Consider the following 18,610-nt stretch of genomic DNA (forward strand, 5'->3'; position numbering starts at 1 on the left):
GGCCCGATGCCGCATCTCTCTTCCTGGGATAGAGGAAATGCGGCCAGTCTGTTTGATCGCATCAGGGGGGAGGGGCTTGGCTCCTCCCCCCGTACGGAGTCTGAGGAACTGATCGCGTCTGTTAAACGGCAGCTCGAACAGGTACTCAACACCCGTCCCGGCAATTGTCGCAGCGCACCTGACCTCGGGGTCATCGATTTCAACGATGCCACCCAGGGCAGTGCCGACATCAAGGGGCGGATCCGGGAGGCGATCCGGCAATGCATCCGTCGTTATGAACCGCGGATCGTGCATGTGGATGTCCGTTCACCCGACCATCAGGCGAGTCCGCTTGAGATGTCGTTTCAGGTGACGGCCCACGTGCGGCTGGAGCATATCGAGCAAGTTACCTCGTTCAACGTCCATATGGACAGTCATCGTCACTACCGCATGGTCTGATCAATGTCGCTGGAACATTACTTCAGGGATGAACTGGCATTTTTGCGCCTGCAAGGGCGCGAATTTGCAGATAGCCATCCCGAGCTCACCCGCTTTCTGTCGGAGCAAAATAGCGATCCGGACGTGGAGCGCCTGCTGGAGGGATTCGCCTTCCTCACGGGCAACCTGCGCGCCAAGATTGAGGATGAGTTTCCCGAGCTGACCCACGGTCTGCTCAACATGCTCTGGCCCAACTACCTGCGTCCCGTGCCCAGCATGACCATCATGCAGTTTTCGGTCATTCCGGGGGCCATCGCCCAGCCGGCGCTGGTCAGGCAAGGCTGCCAGCTCGACAGCCTGCCCATGGACGAGGTGACCTGCCATTTCCAGACCTGTCACGATACCTGGGTCTATCCGGCCGATATCCGTCATATTGCCGCCCAGAGCGGCAACGATCTCTCCACCATCTCGCTGGATATCGCCCTGCATGCCCCTCTGCCGCTTTGCGAGTTGCAGCTGGACAAGCTGCGCTTCTTCCTCGGTGGCGACAGCTACACCGCCTATGAGCTCTACTTCTGGCTCTCCAACCAGCTCTCCCATATCGAGCTCGAGATCGACGGCAAGCGCTTTCGTCAGGAGGCCAAGGCCCTCAAACCGGTCGGCTTCGAGCGCGGTGATGCGCTCTTGCCCTATCCGAACAACGTCTATTCCGGCTACCGGATCCTGCAGGAGTATTTCTGCTTCCCGGAAAGCTTCCTCTTCTTCGAACTCGCCGGTGGCGACTGGCCCAAACAGCCGTTGCCGGTGAGCGAATTCAAGGTGCACTTCTGCTTCGACCGGCCGCTGCCGGCGGAGCTCAAGATCCGACCCGACTCCTTCATGCTCAACTGCGTGCCGGCCATCAACCTGTTCCAGCACGACAGCGAGCCGGTCAACCTCAATGGCCGCCAGGCGGAGTACCCCCTCAAGGCGAGCTATCGCCACGCCGACAGCTTCGAGATCTTCTCGGTGGATCAGGTGGAAGGCTGGGTCGAGGGGAACCTCGGTCGCTCCCGCGGCACGCCGCGCATCTATCAGCCGTTCGAGAGCTTCCAGCACCAGATTGAGCGGGCCAAGCAGCGGCTGGCGCTCTACTACCGGGTGCGGGTCAAGGAGGCGGTGAGTGGGGATGGTTTCGAGCACAGTCTCTCGTTCGTGCGCGGGGATGAAACCACCACGGTCGAACTGGATGAATCCATCTCGGTGACGCTCACCTGCACCAACCGCTCCCGCGCCGCCCGCCTCAAGGTGGGCAGCGTCTGCGTACCGACCGGCAGTTCGCCCTCGTTTGCCACCTTCCGCAACCTGATCCGACCGACCCGGCCGTTGCGCCCGGCGCTGGACGGCAGTCTGCACTGGACGCTGATCTCCAACCTCTCCCTCAACTATGTCTCCTTGTTGCGCCGCGATGCCCTGGTGCAGGTGCTGCGCACCTACGATTTTCCGGCGCTGCACGACAAGCAGGCAGAGCAGGCCTCGCGCAAGCGGCTGGCGGGGATCGAGGAGATCGAGACCAAGCCGGTGGACCGGCTGGTGCGCGGCATGCCGGTGCGGGGGCTCAAGTCGGTGCTCTCCATCCGCCAGTCCGCCTTTGGCAGCGAAGGGGAGCTCTATCTGTTCAGCACCGTGCTGGCCCACTTCTTCTCGCTGTATGCCAGCGTCAACGCCTTCCACCTGCTTGAGGTGGTCAATCTCGACAACAAGGAGCGCTATCAGTGGCCAGTCCAGATCGGTCAGCACTCCCTGATGTGACGTCCGGCAAGGACGCGCCCCGCTTCAACTTCTTCCAGCTGGTTGAGCTGCTCAACCGGCTGGATGGTGCCGATCAGGAGCGAGGGCTCGACTACCTGCCCGGTGACGAGAGCATCCGCTTCAAGGCGACCGCCTCCCTGGGGTTCCCTACCAGCGACGTGTTGCAGATTGGCCGGGACGGACAGGGCCGCCACGAGCTGGAGGTGGCCTTTCTCGGCCTGCACGGCAGCCAGTCGCCGATGCCCGGCTATTACCTCGATTCGCTGGCGTGGGAGTACGCCCAGGGGGAGCAGAAGCTCGGCCTGTTCCTGGACTTCTTCCATCACCGTCTGCTGACCCTGCTGCACCGGATCTGGCGCAAGTATCGCTACCACGTCCGGTTTCAGGACAACGGCGAGGATGGTTTCTCCCGCCTGATGTTCGCCCTGGTGGGGCTTGGCAACGAGGCGGTCTGCCAGAGCCTGCCGGTCAACCGGGCCAAGATGCTCTCCTATGCGGGCATGCTGGCCAGCCCCAGCCGCTCCCCCGAGGTGGTGGCTGGTCTGGTGGCCCACTGTTTCGATCTGGCGGACGTGGAGGTGAGCGCCTGGCAGTGGCGCAAGGTGCCTATTCATCAGGATCAGCAGAACCGCCTCGGCGGGGCTGGCTCCACCCTGGGGGATGACTTTGTCATCGGCGACAAGGTGAACGACTGTGCCGGCAAGTTCTTGTTGAAGATCAACAACCTGAGTTTTGGCCAGTTTCTCGGGTTTCTGCCGAACGGGGAGCACTTCCATGCCCTGGTTACCTTCGTCTCCTTCATCCTGCGCGATCAGCTGGCCTGGGATCTGCGGCTGGGTTTCGGCCAGGAGCAGGCGAGGGGACTGAGACTCGGTGAAGAGCAGAGTGCCCGTCTGGGGTGGAGTACCTTTCTCGGCCAGCCGCCGAGCGATCCGTTCGTGACCATTTGTGTGCAGGAATAAGCGCAGAAATACGCTGCGCAGAACATTTAAGTACAGAGATCAGTGCAGGAGTAACCGTGGGCGATTTTAACCAGCAACTTTCCCTGGTGGTGCTCAACAGCGAACAGCTCGACGGCAGCCAGCAGGTGCAGTACCGCTTCGACGAGATGGGGGGGACCCTGGGCGCCTCCGAGCAGGATGACTGGCTGCTGCGGGACAGGTTGGGGGCCGTGCTGCCCGCCCACGCCCGCATCGAGCTCAACGACGGTCGCTTCTGCCTGTGCGATCTGAGCGGCCAGACCTATATCAATGGCGCCACCTCACCCATCGGGCGGGCCCGCAAAGTGCATCTGGAGCAGGGGGACGAGCTCATCGTCGGCCCGTTCCGGCTGCGTGCCTACCTGGGGGCCATCACCCCGGAGCAGAGCCTGCAGCAGGTGCTGGGCAATCGTGCCACCGAGCAGCTCGACGAGTGGCTGACCGGTGATGAGCCAGCAGCCCGGGCCGATGATCCGCGCACCCTGGCGGCCGATCCCCTGCTGGCACTGCAACAGGAGCGCCGGACCCCCAATTCGTTGATGGATGGCTTGCCAACAGCTGGCGTGCCGACGGATGGCCCGCTGGCGGATAGTCGCCTGCAGGCTTCACCGCGTTCACAGCCGGATGTGGACGTTTCCCCCCTTGCCCCCTTTTCTGCTGTCGAGAACACCATGAACCAAGAATTTCTGGATATGCCCAGCATCGAGAACCACCCCGATTATCAGCTGTCGCTGGACGGCGTCGATCACGTGGCCCTGACTCCGCTGATGCGCGGCCTGGGTCAGCCCTTGCAACTGCAGGACACCCAGCAGGCCCACGACATGCTCGAAGAGATGGGCAAGACGGTGCGGGCCATGGTGGAGGGGTTGCTGCAGCTGCAAACCGAACAGGCGGCGCTGGCGGACAAGCACCTGCGCCCCATCGAGGACAACCCGCTGCGCCTGGGCCTTGACTATGACGAGACCCTGGCGGTGCTGTTTGCCGAGCAGAAGAGCCCGGTCCACCTGAGTGCGCCGGCGGCGGTGGCCGAGAGCCTGCACAATGTGCGCATCCACCACGTGGCAAACCAGCAGGCCATCGGTGCGGCGCTGGACAGCATTCTGCAAGCCTTCTCGCCCGAGGCGCTGATCGGCCGGTTCGAACAATACCGCCGCAGCGGTGCGCCGGGCATGGCCGATGAAGGCTGGGCCTGGAACATGTACCAGCACTACTACCGCGAGCTCACCTCCGCCCGCCAGCAGGGGTTCGACAAGCTGTTCCACCAGGTGTATGCCCAGGCCTATGACCAGGCCGTTCGTCAGCAACAGGGACTGATTTGATGATACGTGCGCTGATGCTGGGGGCGGTTCTGCTGGCCCTGGCTGGCTGTACCACCATGGGCAAGATGGCTGACGTCGCCATGAACCCGGATATCCAGGTGGGCAGCAATGACAGTCAACCCTCCACCCTGGGGCTGAGCCTGCTGGCGGAGCCTGACGTCAACCCCAACGAGAGCGGGGAGGCGGCGCCCATCGAGTTTCAGGTGGTGCTGTTGGCCGAGGATTCCAAGCTGCTTGCCACCGACTACGACCAGGTGACGGCAGATGTCGAGAAGGCCCTTGGCAAGAACTACCTGGATCATCAGGACTACACCCTGTTGCCGGGCCAGTTCAAATACCTGCCCCCCGTCAAGCTCGACGAGAAGACCCGTTACATCGGCGTGATCGCACGCTACGCCGACCCGGACAGCGCCGAGTGGCGCAAGGTCATCAAGATCAAGAGCAAGGGCGCGGCTTATCAAATCCTGGTGCACCTGCGCCTGGATGAAGTGGAACTGCAAAAAGAAGAAGAATAACCATGTCGAGTCGAAATCGGGTTATCTGGCGTGAGGGGCTCTTCATCAAGCCCCAGCACTTCCAGCAACAACAAAGGCATTCGGACTACGCACTGCACGCTCGCCTGAGCGCGCTGTCCGACTATTTCTACGGCTTGCAGTCGCTCGCCATCAACGAGGATTACCTGGGCTTTGGTCGCATTGCCCTGGTCGGGGCCACCGGCATCCTGCCGGACGGAACCGTGTTCAACATCCCCAACGACGACATGCTGCCGACCCCGCTGGAGATCACCGATGCCTCGGTGGCCAACCAGAAGGTCTATCTGGCGCTGCCGCTCTCGGTAAGCGGCGTCAACGAGGTGGGGCAGGGCGGCCAGGTGGCTACCCGGCTGCAGGCCCATCGCCACGACGTGCGCGATCTGCACAGCGAAGGGGGGGACGTGGTCTCCCTCGAAGTGGGGCGGGTCAGCCTGCGGCTGATGCTGGAGCGTGAAGATCGCAGCGCCTACGCGTCGCTCGCCATCGCCCGCATTCTGGACAAGCGTCCGGACGGCGGTCTGGTGCTGGATCCCAACTTCATGCCCTGCAGTATCAGCGTCTCCGCCATCCCGACCCTCAAGCGTTTCCTCGGCGAGTCGGCCGGCCTCGTGGCCGAGCGGGCCCGCAGCCTCTCCCAGCGCATCGCGGCGCCCGGTCAGCAAGGGGTGGCCGACGTGGCCGAGTTCATGATGCTGCAGCTGCTGAACCGGGCCCAGCCCCAGCTCTCCCATCTGGCGCGCCTGGGCACCCTGCACCCGGAGCGGTTGCACGAATCACTGGTGCAGCTGTGTGGTGAGCTGATGACCTTTACCGACGAATCCCGCCTGCCGCCGGAGTTTCCCGCCTATCGCCACGACGATCAGCAGGTGAGCTTCGAGCCGGTGATGCTGGCCCTGCGCCAGGCGCTCAGCACCGTGCTGTCGCCGCGCGCCGTCTCCATCCAGCTGCGCAAGCACCAGTACGGCATCATGGTGGCCATGGTGAACGAGAGCGAGCTGATGAAAAGCGCCGACTTCGTGCTGGCGGTGCGTGCCCGCATGCCGCAAGAACAGCTGCGCAAGCAGTTGCTGCAGCAGACCAAGGTGGCCTCCAGCGACAAGATCCGCGAGCTCATCAGCCTGCAATTGCCCGGCATTCCGCTGCTGCCGCTGCCGGTGGCGCCGCGCCAGCTGCCCTATCATGCCGGTTACAGCTACTTCCAGCTCGACCGGCAGAGCCCGGCCTGGCAGATGCTGGCGGTCAGCAACACCCTCGCCTTCCACATCGCCGGCGACTTCCCCGAGCTCGACATGCAGCTCTGGGCCATTCGCAGCCAGTGATCGCACCAAGGAATAAGCAGAGATGACCACGGACATTATCAAGAACGAGCAACTCAGCGACCTGCTGTTTGATCACGCCGAGCAGCTGGACATGGATTCGGACTACTGGTTCCGCCTGCGCGGCCAGAGCATCAACCCGATGATCGACGCGGTGACCCCCTTGCTGGGGCTGGTGCAGCGGGTGCGCCTGCTGTCGCGCTATGACCAGGTGCCCGAGCTCTACCAGCGGGTGGTGACCGAGATCCAGGCCATCGAACAGGAGCTGATGGCCCAGGGTTACGAGAACGGGGTGGCGCTGTCGTTTCGTTACATCCTCTGCACCTTCATCGACGAGGCTGTGATGGGACGCGACTGGGGCAGCCAGAGCGAATGGTCCCAGCACTCCCTGCTGGCCCGCTTCCACAACGAGACCTGGGGCGGCGAGAAAGTGTTCGTGCTGCTGGCTCGTCTGCAGGAAGACCCGGTGCGCTACCGCGACATCCTGGAGTTCATCTACCTGTGCCTGTGCCTCGGTTTCGAGGGGCGCTACAAGGTGATGAGCCAGGGGCGGGAAGAGTTCGAACGCATCGTGCGCCAGCTGCACAAACAGTTGGCCCCCGAGGCCGGTGGCGAGGCGCCCAGCGTGTTTCACCTCGATCTGGGCCAGCAGGCCTCCCGCTATCAGCTGCGCAAGCAGGTTTCCCTGCGCAGCCTGTTCATGGGCGGGGTGTTGATCCTGGCGCTGATCTTCGGCCTCTATCACCATCAACTCAATAACCAGACCCAGGACGTTCTGCGTCAACTGGGCGAATTATTAAAATAAAATACTTAAGGAGAGCACGCCTTGATTCGTATAGAGCTACCGGTACTGGTGGAAAGACTCAACCCCATCTGCCGTCATATGCTGGAGGAGGCCGCGGCCCTCTGTGTCAATCACCAGGGAGCCGAGATCCGCATCGAACACCTGCTGCTCAAGATGCTGGAGACCCCGCTGAGCGACGTGCGCCAGATCCTGAAGGTGGCCGAGGTCGACGTTGAAGAGCTGAAGGCCCTGCTGCAACCCTCTCCGGCTGACAATGGTTATGGCCAGGGTTATCCCTCCTTTTCACCCATGTTGGTGGAGTGGCTGCAAGACAGCTGGCTGCTCGCCTCCGCCGAGCTGCAACACGCCCAGCTGCGCAGCGGCGTCATGCTGCTGGTGCTGCTGATGACCCCGCAGCGCTATCTGCCGGGCTCGGTGACCCGCCTGCTTGCCAAGGTCAATCGCGAGCTGCTGCGCCAGCAGTTCGACGAGTGGGTCAAGGAGTCCGCCGAGACGCAAGTGACCACGACCCCCGGCGGCAAGACGGCCCAGGCCGCCCTGCCGGCCGATGCCAGCCTGCTGGCCCGCTTCACCGTCAATGTGACCGAACAGGCCCGCCAGGGCAGCCTGGACCCCGTGCTCTGCCGGGATCATGAAATCGACCTGATGATCGACATCCTCTCCCGTCGTCGCAAGAACAACCCCATCGTCGTGGGGGAGGCCGGTGTCGGCAAGAGCGCCCTCATCGAGGGGCTGGCCCTGCGCATGGTGGCGGGTCAGGTGCCCGAGAAGCTGCGCGGGGTCGAGCTGATGACGCTGGATCTCGGCGCCATGCAGGCCGGCGCCTCGGTCAAGGGGGAGTTCGAGAAACGCTTCAAGGGGGTGATGCAGGAGGTCAAGGACGCCGTGCAGCCGGTAATCCTCTTCATCGACGAGGCGCACACCCTGATCGGGGCCGGCAACCAGGCCGGCGGGCTGGATGTCTCCAACCTCATCAAGCCGGCGCTGGCTCGTGGCGAGCTGCGCACCATCGCCGCCACCACCTGGGGCGAATACAAGAAATACGTGGAAAAAGACGCGGCCCTGTCGCGCCGCTTCCAGCTGGTGAAGGTCGGTGAGCCCGATGCCGACGAGGCCACCGTGATCCTGCGCGGCCTGCGCAGCATCTACGAGAAGGCCCACGGGGTGCTGATCGACGAGGAGGCGCTGCAGGCCGCCGCCCAGCTCTCCGCCCGCTACATCTCCGGCCGTCAGTTGCCGGACAAGGCGATCGACGTGCTCGACACCGCCTGTGCCCGGGTGGCCATCAACCTCACCACGCCGCCGCGCGCGGTCAGCCACCTGCAAAACGCGCTGCGCCAGCGCGAGCTGGAGATCCGCCAGCTGGAGCGCCAGAGCCTGATCGGTCTTGGTGACAACGCAGATCGCCTGGCCGAACTGCAGGGGGCCCAGCAGGCTTGCCGCGAAGAACTGGCCGAGCAGGAGGCCCGCTGGCAGCAGCAGCAGGGGCTGGTGCACCAGATAGTCGAGCTGCGCGCGGCGCTGCTGGCCGATCAGCAGGATGAGATGCTGGCCAGAGAGGCGCTGGATCTCGCCGATGCGCCGCTCGATCCGCAGGCCGCTGCCGAGCAGCTGGCCACCCTCGAGCGCGAGCTGGCCGAGCTGCAGCAAGGAGAAGTGCTGGTCTCCGCTCACGTCGACAAGACCCAGATTGCTGCCGTCATCGCCGAGTGGACCGGGGTACCCCTCAATCGCATCTCGCAAGGGGAGCTGGACGTGGTGACCCGGCTGCCCGAGTACCTCGGCGAGCTCATCAAGGGGCAGGATGTGGCGGTGGCCCACCTTCACAAGCATCTGCTGACCGCCCGCGCCGATCTGCGCCGTCCCGGCCGGCCGCTCGGTGCCTTCCTGCTGGTGGGGCCGAGCGGGGTCGGCAAGACCGAGACCGTGCTGCAGATTGCCGAGCTGATGTTCGGTGGCCGCCAGTATCTGACCACCATCAACATGTCCGAGTATCAGGAGAAGCACACCGTTTCCCGTCTCATCGGTTCGCCGCCCGGCTACGTCGGTTTCGGCGAGGGGGGCGTGCTGACCGAGGCCATTCGCCAGAAGCCCTATTCCGTGGTGCTGCTGGACGAGGTGGAGAAGGCCCACCCGGACGTGCTCAACCTCTTCTATCAGGCGTTTGACAAGGGCGAGCTGGCGGATGGGGAAGGGCGCATCATCGACTGCAAGAACGTGGTCTTCTTCCTCACCTCCAACCTCGGTTTCCAGACCATAGTCGATCACGTCGAGCAGCCCGACGTGCTGCTGGATGCCCTCTATCCGGAGCTCGCCGCCTTCTTCAAGCCGGCGCTGCTGGCAAGGATGGAGGTGATCCCCTACCTGCCGCTCGGTCACGACACGCTAGTGCAGATCGTCGGCGGCAAGCTCAACCGGCTGGTCAAGCTGCTCAAGGAGCGTTTCGGTGCCGAAGTGGTGCTGGACGATGAGGTGGCCGAGGAGATCCTGCTGCGGGCCAATCGCAGCGAGAATGGCGCCCGCATGCTGGAATCCGTCATCGATGGGGCCCTGCTGCCGCCAGTCTCCCTGCAACTGCTGCAGCGCCTCTCGGCCGGTGAACCCATCAAGCGCGTCCACTTTTCCGTGGCCGATCACCAGTTCGTGGCCGAGGTGGGGGCTTGAGTATGGAGCAAGCCCTCGCATTTGCCCTGGCCCTCACCGCCCAGCGCGATGAGCCGCATCTGTGCCACTGGTGGAGCTCGACCCTTCATGCCAGCTTCCAGCCCAAGGGGCTGCTGCTCGGCATGCTGGATGTGAGCGGCCGTCAGCTCGAATGCAAAGGCTGGGTCAGGGGGAAGGAAGTGACGCTGGGGCTGGCGGTGGACGATTTTTCCCATCCGCTGGCCTATGTGCTGCACAAGGCTCAGTCCCGCACCTGGGACTCCCTCTACGGCGGTGCCCGCATCGAGCACGCCGGTTTTCGCGCACTGCTGGCCGACCTTGGCCAGCAGTGCGGCTTGCACGCCTATCCGCTGCTGGATGGAAACGGCAAGCCGTTTGCCGTGCTGGCCCTGATGGATGAAGGGGAGGTGCTGCGGGCCTGGGCCGACGGCCCCGAGCTGGCCCAGCTCTCCCAGGTCTTTTGCAATCAGCTCACCCTCATTCGCGATCTCGGTCGCAGTCGGCGGGATCAGGGGGTACTGCGTGACTCCCTGCGTCAGATGAAGGGAGAGGGGGAGCGGCTGCGCCAGCACGAGAAGCTGCTCGGCGATCAGTTGGTCGGCCAGTCGGCGGTGATCCGCGGGCTGCGCGAGCAGATAAACCAGGCTGGCCAGCACAAGCTGACCGTGCTGATCCAGGGTGAGACTGGCAGCGGCAAGGAGGTGGTGGCACGGCTGGTGCACCAGTGCTCCGATCGCGCCAACAAGCCCTTTGTCGCCATCAACTGCGCCGCCATCCCGGAGAACCTCATTGAGAGCGAGCTGTTTGGCTACCAGAAGGGGGCCTTCTCCGGCGCCCTTGCCAACAAGACCGGGCTGGTGGCCCAGGCCAACGGCGGTACCCTGTTTCTGGACGAGGTGGGCGACATGCCCGCCGCCATGCAGGCCAAGCTGCTGCGGGTGCTGGAAACCCGCAGTTACCGGCCGCTTGGGGCCGAGCAGGAATATCACTCCGATTTTCGCCTCATCGCCGCCACCCATCAGCCGCTCACCCGTCATGTGGAGGAGGGACGGTTTCGGGCCGACCTCTACCACCGCCTCTGCCAGTGCCTGCTGCTGATCGCCCCCCTGCGCGAGCATATCGAGGATGTGCCGCTGCTCTGCCAGCACTTCATGGCCCAGTTTGCCGCCCAGGATGGCAAGACGCTCGCCGGCTTGCAGCGCAAGTTCTTGAAACAGCTGCAGACCTATGACTTTCCCGGCAACGTGCGCGAGCTGCGCAACCTGCTGGAGGTGGCCTGTGCCCATACCCGCTCCGGGGAGGAGGTGGGGCTGGAGGCGTTGCCGCCAGAGCTGCGCGAGCGGGTCTGCGTCGAGTTGCCCGGCTACATGGACGACTACAACCACATCCGCGATCTGCGCCGGGCCATGCAGCAGTACGAGGCCTCCGTCATCGAGGCGCGCCTGCGCCACTTCCACGGCAACCGGATGCTGGTGGCCGAGAGTCTCAACATTCCCAAGCGCACCCTGGATCACAAGTGCCAGAAACTGGAGGTGAACTGATGAGCGTCATCGCCCTATTGCCTCTGCTGCTGGCCACCAGTGCGGCCGAGGCTCCGCTGGACATGGCGCGCTGGCAGGCCTGCCGGCAGGAGCCCTCGCCGCTGGTGCGACTCGCCTGCTACGACGCCATCGGCAATGGCGCGGCCAGTGCCACCGAAGGGGACTCCCCAAAATCGGCGGCCTGGCAGGCCATCTGGGCTCAGGAGCAGGCCCGCACGCCAGCGAGTGCCCCTTTCTTGTTGCAAAGCGATGAGGCGCGCGGCAGTGAAACACTGACCCGTCCGGCGCTGCGCGGGGCGACGCTCTCCATCGGCTGCGTCGACAGCATCACCCATATCCGGCTGCGGCTGGATCAGCCCTGGAGCGGCGAGAAGGTGCTGGTCGAGCTGGATGGTCAGCCGAGTGCCGGTTCCCAGAGCTGGTTTATTCGCGATCAGGGTCTGTTGCTGGAATATGGCCGCGGTCTGCCCGCCATCGAAGAGCTCAAACGCTGGCTGGGCCATCGCGAGCTGCAGGTGCGGGCCAACAACGGTGCCCTTCTGCGGGTCGACTTGAGCGGCCTGAAAGAGGCGCTGGCACCGCTGCGTCAGCAGTGCCGCTGGTAGGAGGGGCGATGAGCTATCAACACCCCTGGTGTGCACGCCTGCTCACCAGCCTGCCGGATGAACAGATCAGAGGCGCCGTGCTGGCCGACGAGCCGCGCTGGGACTATGTGGAGACCGAGCTGGTCAAGCTGGGCTCCCTCGCTCACAGCCAGGTCGATCTCAATGCGGTGGCCGAGGCCTGCCTCGGCTTGCTGGAGAGCCGCACCAAGGATATGCGGGTGCTGGCCCAGTTGCTGCGCTGTCTGCAGCACCCAGCCAAGGCGACCCCGCTGGGGGCGGCGATCAGCCTGCTGGAGGCCTGGATCCAGGCCTACTGGCTGTTGGCCTGGCCCGGCAATGCCAGCCAGAAACAGCGGCTGATGGTGCAGATCGTCAAGCGCTTCGAAGGGGCACTGCCGCGCATTTGCGAGAGCGCTTCGGCAGCCGAGCTGGCCCAGTTGCTGGCCCAGGCCGAGCAGCTGGAGCAGGTCTGGCTGGCGCAGTGTCCCGACAAGGGAGAGCTGCTCGACCCGTTGGTGATGGGGCTGAAGCGGGCCCAGCGCCAGCAGGTGGCACAGGCGCAGGCTGATGCTGCTGGGCAGCCTCAGAGCAGCAGCGCGGCGGCAACGGGCAACCCGGCATCGGCTGGGCCGAGTGCCAGCGGCGCCATGCTGCTCAGCGGCGGTGGCGGCAGTGCCGGCATCGATGTCGACAGCTCCAACGATCGCGCCTGGCGCCAGACCCAGCTCAAGGTGGCGGAGCTCCTGATCGAGCGCCAGCCGGAGGCGGCAGTGGGCTATCGGCTGCGCCGTCATGCCGTCTGGGCCGGGATCACGGCGGTTCCCATGAGCGGGGCGGGCAATAAAACCCCGCTGGCGCCCATGTCGGCGGACATGGTGGACGAGTACCGCGCCGCCATGAACGCCCCTGATCAGGGGCTCTGGCAGCGCATCGAGCAGAGTCTGACCCTGGCGCCCTACTGGTTCGAGGGGCACAGGCTCTCGGCAGAGGTGGCCCAGAAGCTTGGCTTTGGGGCGGTTGCCCAAGCGATCGCCGAGGAGCTCGGGACTTTTCTGCAGCGCCTGCCGGCCCTGCGGGAGCTCGCCTTCAGCGACGGCTCGCCGTTTCTCTCCCCCGAGTGCAGCCGCTGGCTGCAACCGGCCAAGGGCGGCAGTGCCGGCAGTGGCGAAGCTGGGCTGGCCGAGGAGGTGGCCCAGCGCCACGGCGAGCAGGGGGTTGCAGCGGCGCTCGCCCTGCTCGATGAGCGGATTGCGCAGTTGAAAGAGCCAAGAGATCGCTTCCACGCCTTGCTGGTGCAGGCGGAGCTGTTGGCGCAGGAAGGCATGGAGGCGCTTGCGCGCCAGCACTATCAACACTTGTGGCAAGAGGCCAGTCGCCTCGGGTTGTCGCACTGGGAGCCCGGGCTGGTCAACCGCCTGGAGAGCCTGGCGGCGCCGTTGTCGAAATGAGTGCCGAAATGAGTCATTGAGTCGGAGTTGGATCACATTTTATGTTCAAAACCATTTTTACTTTTCTGCGGCAACAGCTGCCGAAATTGAAGCCCTCCTGGCCCCTGCTCGGTGCAGTGCTCTGGGTGCTGGCTCTCATCCTGGTGTGGTGGCTGGGGCCTCGTCTCGAGGTGCGCGGCGCCAAGCCGTTCGAGCCGCTGTGGGGGCGGGTGGTGTTCACCCTGCTCTGGCTCTGGCTGCTGCTGGGGGTAGTCTCCTGGCGGGTGTGGCGCAAGATGCAGCAGCTCAAGGCCGAGCGTCAGCACGAACAGGGGCTGGAGCAGGATCCGATCAAGGGGCTCATCGACAGGCAGGCGCTGTTCCTCGATCGCTGGCTGCAGGCGCTGAATACCCATCTGGGCAAGGGGGCGCTCTACGCCATGCCCTGGTATCTGGTGCTGGGCCTGCCCGGCAGCGGCAAGAGCAGCCTGATCCACCGCGCCAACCCGGCCAACAAGCTCAACCCGAGACTCGATACCGAACTGCGCGACGTGGCACAGGATCAGCTGGTGGATTGCTGGCTGGGGGAACAGGCAGTGATGCTGGATCCCGCCGGGGTGCTGCTCTCCCAAAGCGAAGCCGAACTGGATCCGCAGGCCCGCAAGCATGAGCGGCTCTGGCTGCACCTGCTTGGCTGGCTCAATGAACACCGCCGTCGCCAGCCCCTCAACGGCCTGGTGCTGACCGTGGATCTGGCCTGGCTCTCCCACGCCAGCGTGGCCGAGCGCAAGGCCTATGCCCAGCTGATGCGCTCGCGCCTGCAGGAGGTGTCGGCCACCATGAATACCCGGTTGCCGCTCTATGTCACCTTCACCAAGCTCGATCTGCTGCGCGGCTTTGACGTGATCTACCAGCAGCTCGACAAGGAGGCCCGCGAGGCCGTGCTGGGGGTGACCTTTAAGCCGGGCGCCGACTGGCAGAAGGATCTGGCCCTGTTCTGGGATCAGTGGGTGGACAACCTCAACCAGAATCTGCCCGAGCTGATGCTGAGCCGGCTCGATGCCGCCCAGCGCAACGCGCTGTTCTCGTTCGTGCGCCAGCTGGCGGGCCTCAAGGATTACGTGACCAGCCTGCTGGCCGAGACTCTGGCCATCGAGGAGAGCAAGCCACTGTTGGTGCGCGGGGTCTATGTCAGCTCCGTCTATCAGCAAGGGGTGCCGTTCGATGCGTTTGCCCAGGCGGCCTCCCGCCGCTACAACCTGCCAGAGCCCATCCACTCGGCCCTGCGCGGGGAGTCCAACACCTATTTCGTGCGCCAGCTGTTCTCCTCCATCATCTTCCCAGAGGCCCATCTGGCCGGCGAAAACCGGCTGCACACCCTCTATCGCCGGCGCCGCATGGCCATCGGCCTCAGCTGCCTGTCGCTCTTCTCGGCAGCCCTCATCGGTGGCTGGCACTACTTCTATCGGGTCAACGAGGAGGCGGGCCGCAACGTATTGACCAAGGCCCAGGCCTTCATGGAGACCAACGAGGTGGCTGATGCCCACGCCTTCGGGGTGAGCCAGCTGCCGCGCCTCAACCTCATTCGCGAGGCGACCCTCTCCTTTGGCAACTACCGTGAGCGGATGCCGCTGGTGGCGGACCTCGGCCTCTATCAGGGGGACGAGATTGGTCCCTATGTGGAGGGTTCCTACCTGCAACTGTTGAGCCTGCGCTTCCTGCCGGCCCAGATGCAGGGGTTGCTTGAGGATCTCAACCAGGCACCTGCGGGGAGCGAGGAGAAGCTCGCCATCCTGCGGGTGATGCGTATGCTGGACGATGCGTCTGGTCGCAACAAGGAGCTGGTGGCGCAGTACATGGCGAGCCGCTGGCAGAAGGCCTTCCCGGGGCAGGGGGCGGTGCAGGAGCAACTGATGGGGCACCTGGACTATGCCCTCGATCACACCAACTGGTATGGCGCCAGGGTTGAGCGGGATCAGGCCGCCATCACCGCCTTCGTGCCCTTCAAGGAGCCGGTTTACGGTGCCCAGCGCGAGCTCGGCAAGCTGCCCATGTATCAGCGGGTCTACCAGAATCTGGTGGTGAAGGCCGGTGATGTATTGCCGCCGGATCTCAACGTGCGTGACGAGGTGGGCCCCACCTTCGACACCGTGTTTGCCCTGCGCAGCGACAACGCCGGCCAGGTACCGCGGCTGCTGACCTGGCCCGGTTTCAACGACTTCTTCCTCAAGCAAGACAAGGCGCTCATCGATCTCACCGCGATGGATGCCTGGGTGCTGGGCCAGCGCAAGCTGAGCCAGTTGAGCGAGGCGGATCGCAAGGAGATCACCCGTCAGGTCAATGACCGTTACGTCACCGATTACGTCAACCAGTGGCAGAAACTGCTGACCAATCTGGATGTGCAAACCCTGGAGAGCCCTGAGCAGGCGCTGGATGTGCTTGCCGCCATCACCGGCAACGATCAGCCGTTCCAGCGGGTACTGGCCTCGCTGGATGACAACACCCGCATTCGCAAGATCTCCGATGTGGAAGGGGACCCGGCCCAGGCCATCAGCGCCCGCATCGGTCGCCCCTTTATGGCCACTAATGGAGTATTGGCTGGACGTGGTGAGCAGGGGCCGCTCATTCAGGAGGTCAACCAGAAGCTGGTGGAGCTGCAGCACTACCTGGAGCTCATCGTCAACGCTACCGAGCCGGGTCAGTCCGCCTTGAAAGCGGTGCAGCTGCGCATGACCAACAAGTACGCCGATCCGGTGTTCGCCCTGCAGCAGTATGCCCGCAGCCTGCCGGCCCCGCTCGATCGCTGGGTGGGTCAGCTCTCCGAGCAGAGCTCGCGGCTGGTGATCGACCTTGCCATGTCCTCCCTCAACCAGGAGTGGCAGGACAAGGTACTGGCCCCCTTCAACAGTCAGCTGGCCGGTCGTTATCCGTTTGACCCGAGCTCGAACAAGGATGTGCCCCTCTCCGAGATGGAGCGCTTCTTCGCACCCAACGGGACGCTGGACAGCTTCTATCAGGTCAACCTCAAACCCATGGTGGAGAGCGGCCTGATGGAAGGGGAGTTCAGCTCGCCCATCCAGGCCGAACTGGTCAAGCAGCTGGACCGTGCTGCCCGCATCCGTCAGATCTTCTTCAGCCAGCAGGGCAACCTGGAGGTGCAGTTCGCCCTCGAGCCCATCGAGCTCACCGCCAACAAGCGGCGCAGCGTGCTGAACCTGGATGGCCAACTGCTGGAATACGCCCATGGCCGCCGTACCAAGATCCCGCTGGTGTGGCCCAACACCATGCGTGACGGGGCCGAGAGCAAGATAACCCTGGTGCCGGCTGCCCGCGAGCGCTCACCGCGCAGTGAAGGCTTCGTCGGCCCCTGGGCCATGTTCCGCCTGATGGACAAGGGGGAGCTGACCCAGGTCAATGACGCCACCTTCGATGTGCGCTTCCCGGTGGATCAGGGGGCCATGACCTATCGCGTCTACACCGACAGCGCGCAAAACCCCTTCACCGGCGGCCTGTTCAGCCAGTTCAGACTGCCCGAATCCCTCTATTGATCGCGTCGGGGGCACGCTGTGCCCCCTTCCTGCGTTGGAAGTTCATATGTCACAGAATCAACAAGGTCAGCAGGCCCTGAAAGTGGGGCGCGACCCCAGGATGTTGCCGGAGTATGAGGCGCTGCGGGCCGAGATCAACAAGCTCAGCCACGCTTCGCGCCCCGAAGTGGACTGGCAGCGGATCCATCAGCTCGCCAGCCTTATTTTCGAAAAACACGGGGTGGATCTGCAGACCGCCATCTACTTCACTCTGGCCCGTTCGCGCCTGCAGGGGCTCAGCGGTTTTACCGAAGGGTGCGAGTTTCTCGCCAACCTCATCGTCACCCAGTGGGAGAGCTTCTGGCCGCCGGTGCATCAGGAGCGGGCCCGCATCGAGATGCTCGACTGGTTCATCGCCCGCATCAGCGACGTCATTCGCCAGTACCAGATCAGCCACGAGGACAAGCGGCTGATCTATCGCTGCGAGCGGGCGCTGCAGCTCATCAGCGAGAAGCTGCACAACGCGGATCTGAGCCGCATTCCCCGGGTCGAGAATCTGGTGCACTTCATCGAGGGGTATACCCACCTGTTCGATGAGACCGAGATCGTCATCGTCTCCGACGAGCCGGGCCTCAAGGAGGATCTGCAGATCCCGCCCATGGTGTTCTTCAAGTCCGACATGGAGAGTGAGCACGGCGGCACGGTCTCGGCATCGACCCCGCACCTGCCCCAGGGCAGCATTCTGGTGGGGCGAGAGAAGGGGCAGGTCAAGCCCACCGTGCTGAAGATTGAGCAGCACCGCCGGCAGCGTCCCGCCTGGTTCTGGTTTGGCTGTGGCCTGCTCAGCTGCGCCCTGCCAGTGATGGGGTGGCTCGGCTGGCAGCAACATCAGCAGGAGAAAACCGTGGCGGCCCAGCGCCTGGTACAGCCGGCCGCCGAGCTGCCCCGAGCCCTCAGCTACGACGACATTCGCCAGGCGCGCATCGTGCTGGGGGAGCAGACTCTGCAGAACATGGAGAGCGATCTGGTAGCCCGCTACCAGAACCAGTTGACCCGGCTCGAGCAGACGTCGCCGCTCTACTGGTATCGCTACGGTGAGGGACTGCGGAACTCGTTACAGATGCTCTATCCCGACTCGCTGGCGGTCAAGGCGCTGGACAAGCAGTGGCAGACGCAGCTTGGCAGCCAGCAGGGGGATGTCATCAGCGTGCCCACCTATCTGGATGCCCGCGCCGGGGTGGATGCGCTGCTTGATCAGCTGCTGGAGCTGGAGCGCCAGCGCAAGACGGTGACCATCTCCTACCTCAAATCCCAGCTCTACGAAGTGCAGAAGAACCTGATGCAGAACATCCCGTTCAGTCTGCGCCTGGATGAACTGGAGGCGAGAAAAGCCTCTCAGGAGCCCATCACGGCAGCCGAGCTCAAGAGCCTGGAAAATGATCTGAAAGCGCTCAACATCCGCCTCTATCAGCTGCAACAGGGCGCTTCTGGTAGCTGAAAATGCTGGTCTGAGCAAAGAGTTGCGCAAGGTATGGTGAATTTGACTGGCAAGGCAAGGTTTGCCGGAAAACTTGCCCTGTCTTGCGCAATGGATTGCAGCAGATTTGTCAGACTCAACGAGCTTGAATCGTAATTGACTGATTTTTAATGTGATTATGGGTGACCTTGCCATGGCATGGAGGCTG

General features: G+C 64.0%; 13 protein-coding genes. All 13 read left to right on the forward strand.

Annotated features, from left to right (window positions below; genetic code table 11):
- Positions 1-6 precede the first annotated feature (6 nt).
- From tssE to PG897_RS02595, 13 genes are read left to right on the forward strand one after another with little or no spacing between them, the layout of a single operon-like run.
- On the forward strand, positions 7-438 hold the full coding sequence (gene tssE, locus PG897_RS02535; protein WP_010634233.1) for a type VI secretion system baseplate subunit TssE: 432 nt from the start codon (positions 7-9) through the stop codon (positions 436-438).
- 3 nt (positions 439-441) lie between these two features.
- Positions 442-2,208, forward strand: coding sequence for a type VI secretion system baseplate subunit TssF (gene tssF / locus PG897_RS02540; protein WP_010634232.1), 1,767 nt, complete (start codon positions 442-444; stop codon positions 2,206-2,208).
- Positions 2,172-3,170: a type VI secretion system baseplate subunit TssG gene (gene tssG / locus PG897_RS02545; RefSeq protein ID WP_201885046.1), complete on the forward strand. Its 999-nt coding sequence runs from the start codon at positions 2,172-2,174 to the stop codon at positions 3,168-3,170. Before tssF ends, tssG begins: the two co-directional genes overlap by 37 nt.
- 56 nt (positions 3,171-3,226) lie before the next feature.
- The gene (gene tagH / locus PG897_RS02550; protein WP_270828729.1) at positions 3,227-4,507 is read left to right on the forward strand and encodes a type VI secretion system-associated FHA domain protein TagH; all 1,281 of its coding nucleotides are present in this window, start codon (positions 3,227-3,229) and stop codon (positions 4,505-4,507) included.
- Entirely contained in the window at positions 4,507-5,022 is a 516-nt protein-coding gene (gene tssJ / locus PG897_RS02555; RefSeq protein ID WP_065017899.1) for a type VI secretion system lipoprotein TssJ, read from the forward strand. The genes tagH and tssJ overlap by 1 nt, the downstream gene beginning before the upstream one ends.
- 2 nt (positions 5,023-5,024) lie before the next feature.
- Complete coding sequence (gene tssK / locus PG897_RS02560) at positions 5,025-6,359, forward strand: type VI secretion system baseplate subunit TssK (RefSeq protein WP_017764290.1); 1,335 nt, start codon at positions 5,025-5,027, stop codon at positions 6,357-6,359.
- A gap of 22 nt (positions 6,360-6,381) precedes the next feature.
- Positions 6,382-7,161, forward strand: a complete 780-nt coding sequence (gene icmH / locus PG897_RS02565) for a type IVB secretion system protein IcmH/DotU (protein WP_201885044.1) — start codon at positions 6,382-6,384, stop codon at positions 7,159-7,161.
- Between the two features lie 21 nt (positions 7,162-7,182).
- Positions 7,183-9,825 carry a type VI secretion system ATPase TssH gene (tssH, locus tag PG897_RS02570; protein WP_201885043.1) on the forward strand — a complete coding sequence of 881 codons (2,643 nt, stop codon included), beginning with the start codon at positions 7,183-7,185 and terminating at the stop codon, positions 9,823-9,825.
- A gap of 2 nt (positions 9,826-9,827) precedes the next feature.
- Entirely contained in the window at positions 9,828-11,366 is a 1,539-nt protein-coding gene (gene vasH / locus PG897_RS02575; protein WP_201885042.1) for a sigma-54-dependent transcriptional regulator VasH, read from the forward strand.
- A complete protein-coding gene (gene vasI / locus PG897_RS02580; protein WP_201885041.1) occupies positions 11,366-11,971 on the forward strand; it encodes a type VI secretion system-associated protein VasI in 606 nt (201 codons plus the stop codon). Before vasH ends, vasI begins: the two co-directional genes overlap by 1 nt.
- Positions 11,972-11,979: 8 nt before the next feature.
- On the forward strand, positions 11,980-13,419 hold the full coding sequence (tssA, locus tag PG897_RS02585; RefSeq protein ID WP_201885040.1) for a type VI secretion system protein TssA: 1,440 nt from the start codon (positions 11,980-11,982) through the stop codon (positions 13,417-13,419).
- Positions 13,420-13,460: 41 nt separating this feature from the next.
- The gene (gene tssM / locus PG897_RS02590; protein ID WP_201889292.1) at positions 13,461-16,946 is read left to right on the forward strand and encodes a type VI secretion system membrane subunit TssM; all 3,486 of its coding nucleotides are present in this window, start codon (positions 13,461-13,463) and stop codon (positions 16,944-16,946) included.
- Positions 16,947-16,992: 46 nt separating this feature from the next.
- Complete coding sequence (locus PG897_RS02595; protein WP_201885038.1) at positions 16,993-18,423, forward strand: VasL domain-containing protein; 1,431 nt, start codon at positions 16,993-16,995, stop codon at positions 18,421-18,423.
- Positions 18,424-18,610: the final 187 nt, after the last annotated feature.

Source organism: Aeromonas sp. QDB20 (genome assembly GCF_027707805.1).
GTDB lineage: Bacteria > Pseudomonadota > Gammaproteobacteria > Enterobacterales > Aeromonadaceae > Aeromonas > Aeromonas dhakensis.

Excerpts from the sequence above, each read along its gene's own strand:
- tssE (WP_010634233.1), top strand. The coding sequence starts at position 7 with ATGCCGCATCTCTCTTCCTGGGATAGAGGAAATGCGGCCAGTCTGTTT.
- tssM (WP_201889292.1), top strand. The coding sequence starts at position 13,461 with ATGTTCAAAACCATTTTTACTTTTCTGCGGCAACAGCTGCCGAAATTG.
- icmH (WP_201885044.1), top strand. The coding sequence starts at position 6,382 with ATGACCACGGACATTATCAAGAACGAGCAACTCAGCGACCTGCTGTTT.
- tssA (WP_201885040.1), top strand. The coding sequence starts at position 11,980 with ATGAGCTATCAACACCCCTGGTGTGCACGCCTGCTCACCAGCCTGCCG.
- tssK (WP_017764290.1), top strand. The coding sequence starts at position 5,025 with ATGTCGAGTCGAAATCGGGTTATCTGGCGTGAGGGGCTCTTCATCAAG.
- tssF (WP_010634232.1), top strand. The coding sequence starts at position 442 with ATGTCGCTGGAACATTACTTCAGGGATGAACTGGCATTTTTGCGCCTG.
- tssJ (WP_065017899.1), top strand. The coding sequence starts at position 4,507 with ATGATACGTGCGCTGATGCTGGGGGCGGTTCTGCTGGCCCTGGCTGGC.
- vasI (WP_201885041.1), top strand. The coding sequence starts at position 11,366 with ATGAGCGTCATCGCCCTATTGCCTCTGCTGCTGGCCACCAGTGCGGCC.
- PG897_RS02595 (WP_201885038.1), top strand. The coding sequence starts at position 16,993 with ATGTCACAGAATCAACAAGGTCAGCAGGCCCTGAAAGTGGGGCGCGAC.
- vasH (WP_201885042.1), top strand. The coding sequence starts at position 9,828 with ATGGAGCAAGCCCTCGCATTTGCCCTGGCCCTCACCGCCCAGCGCGAT.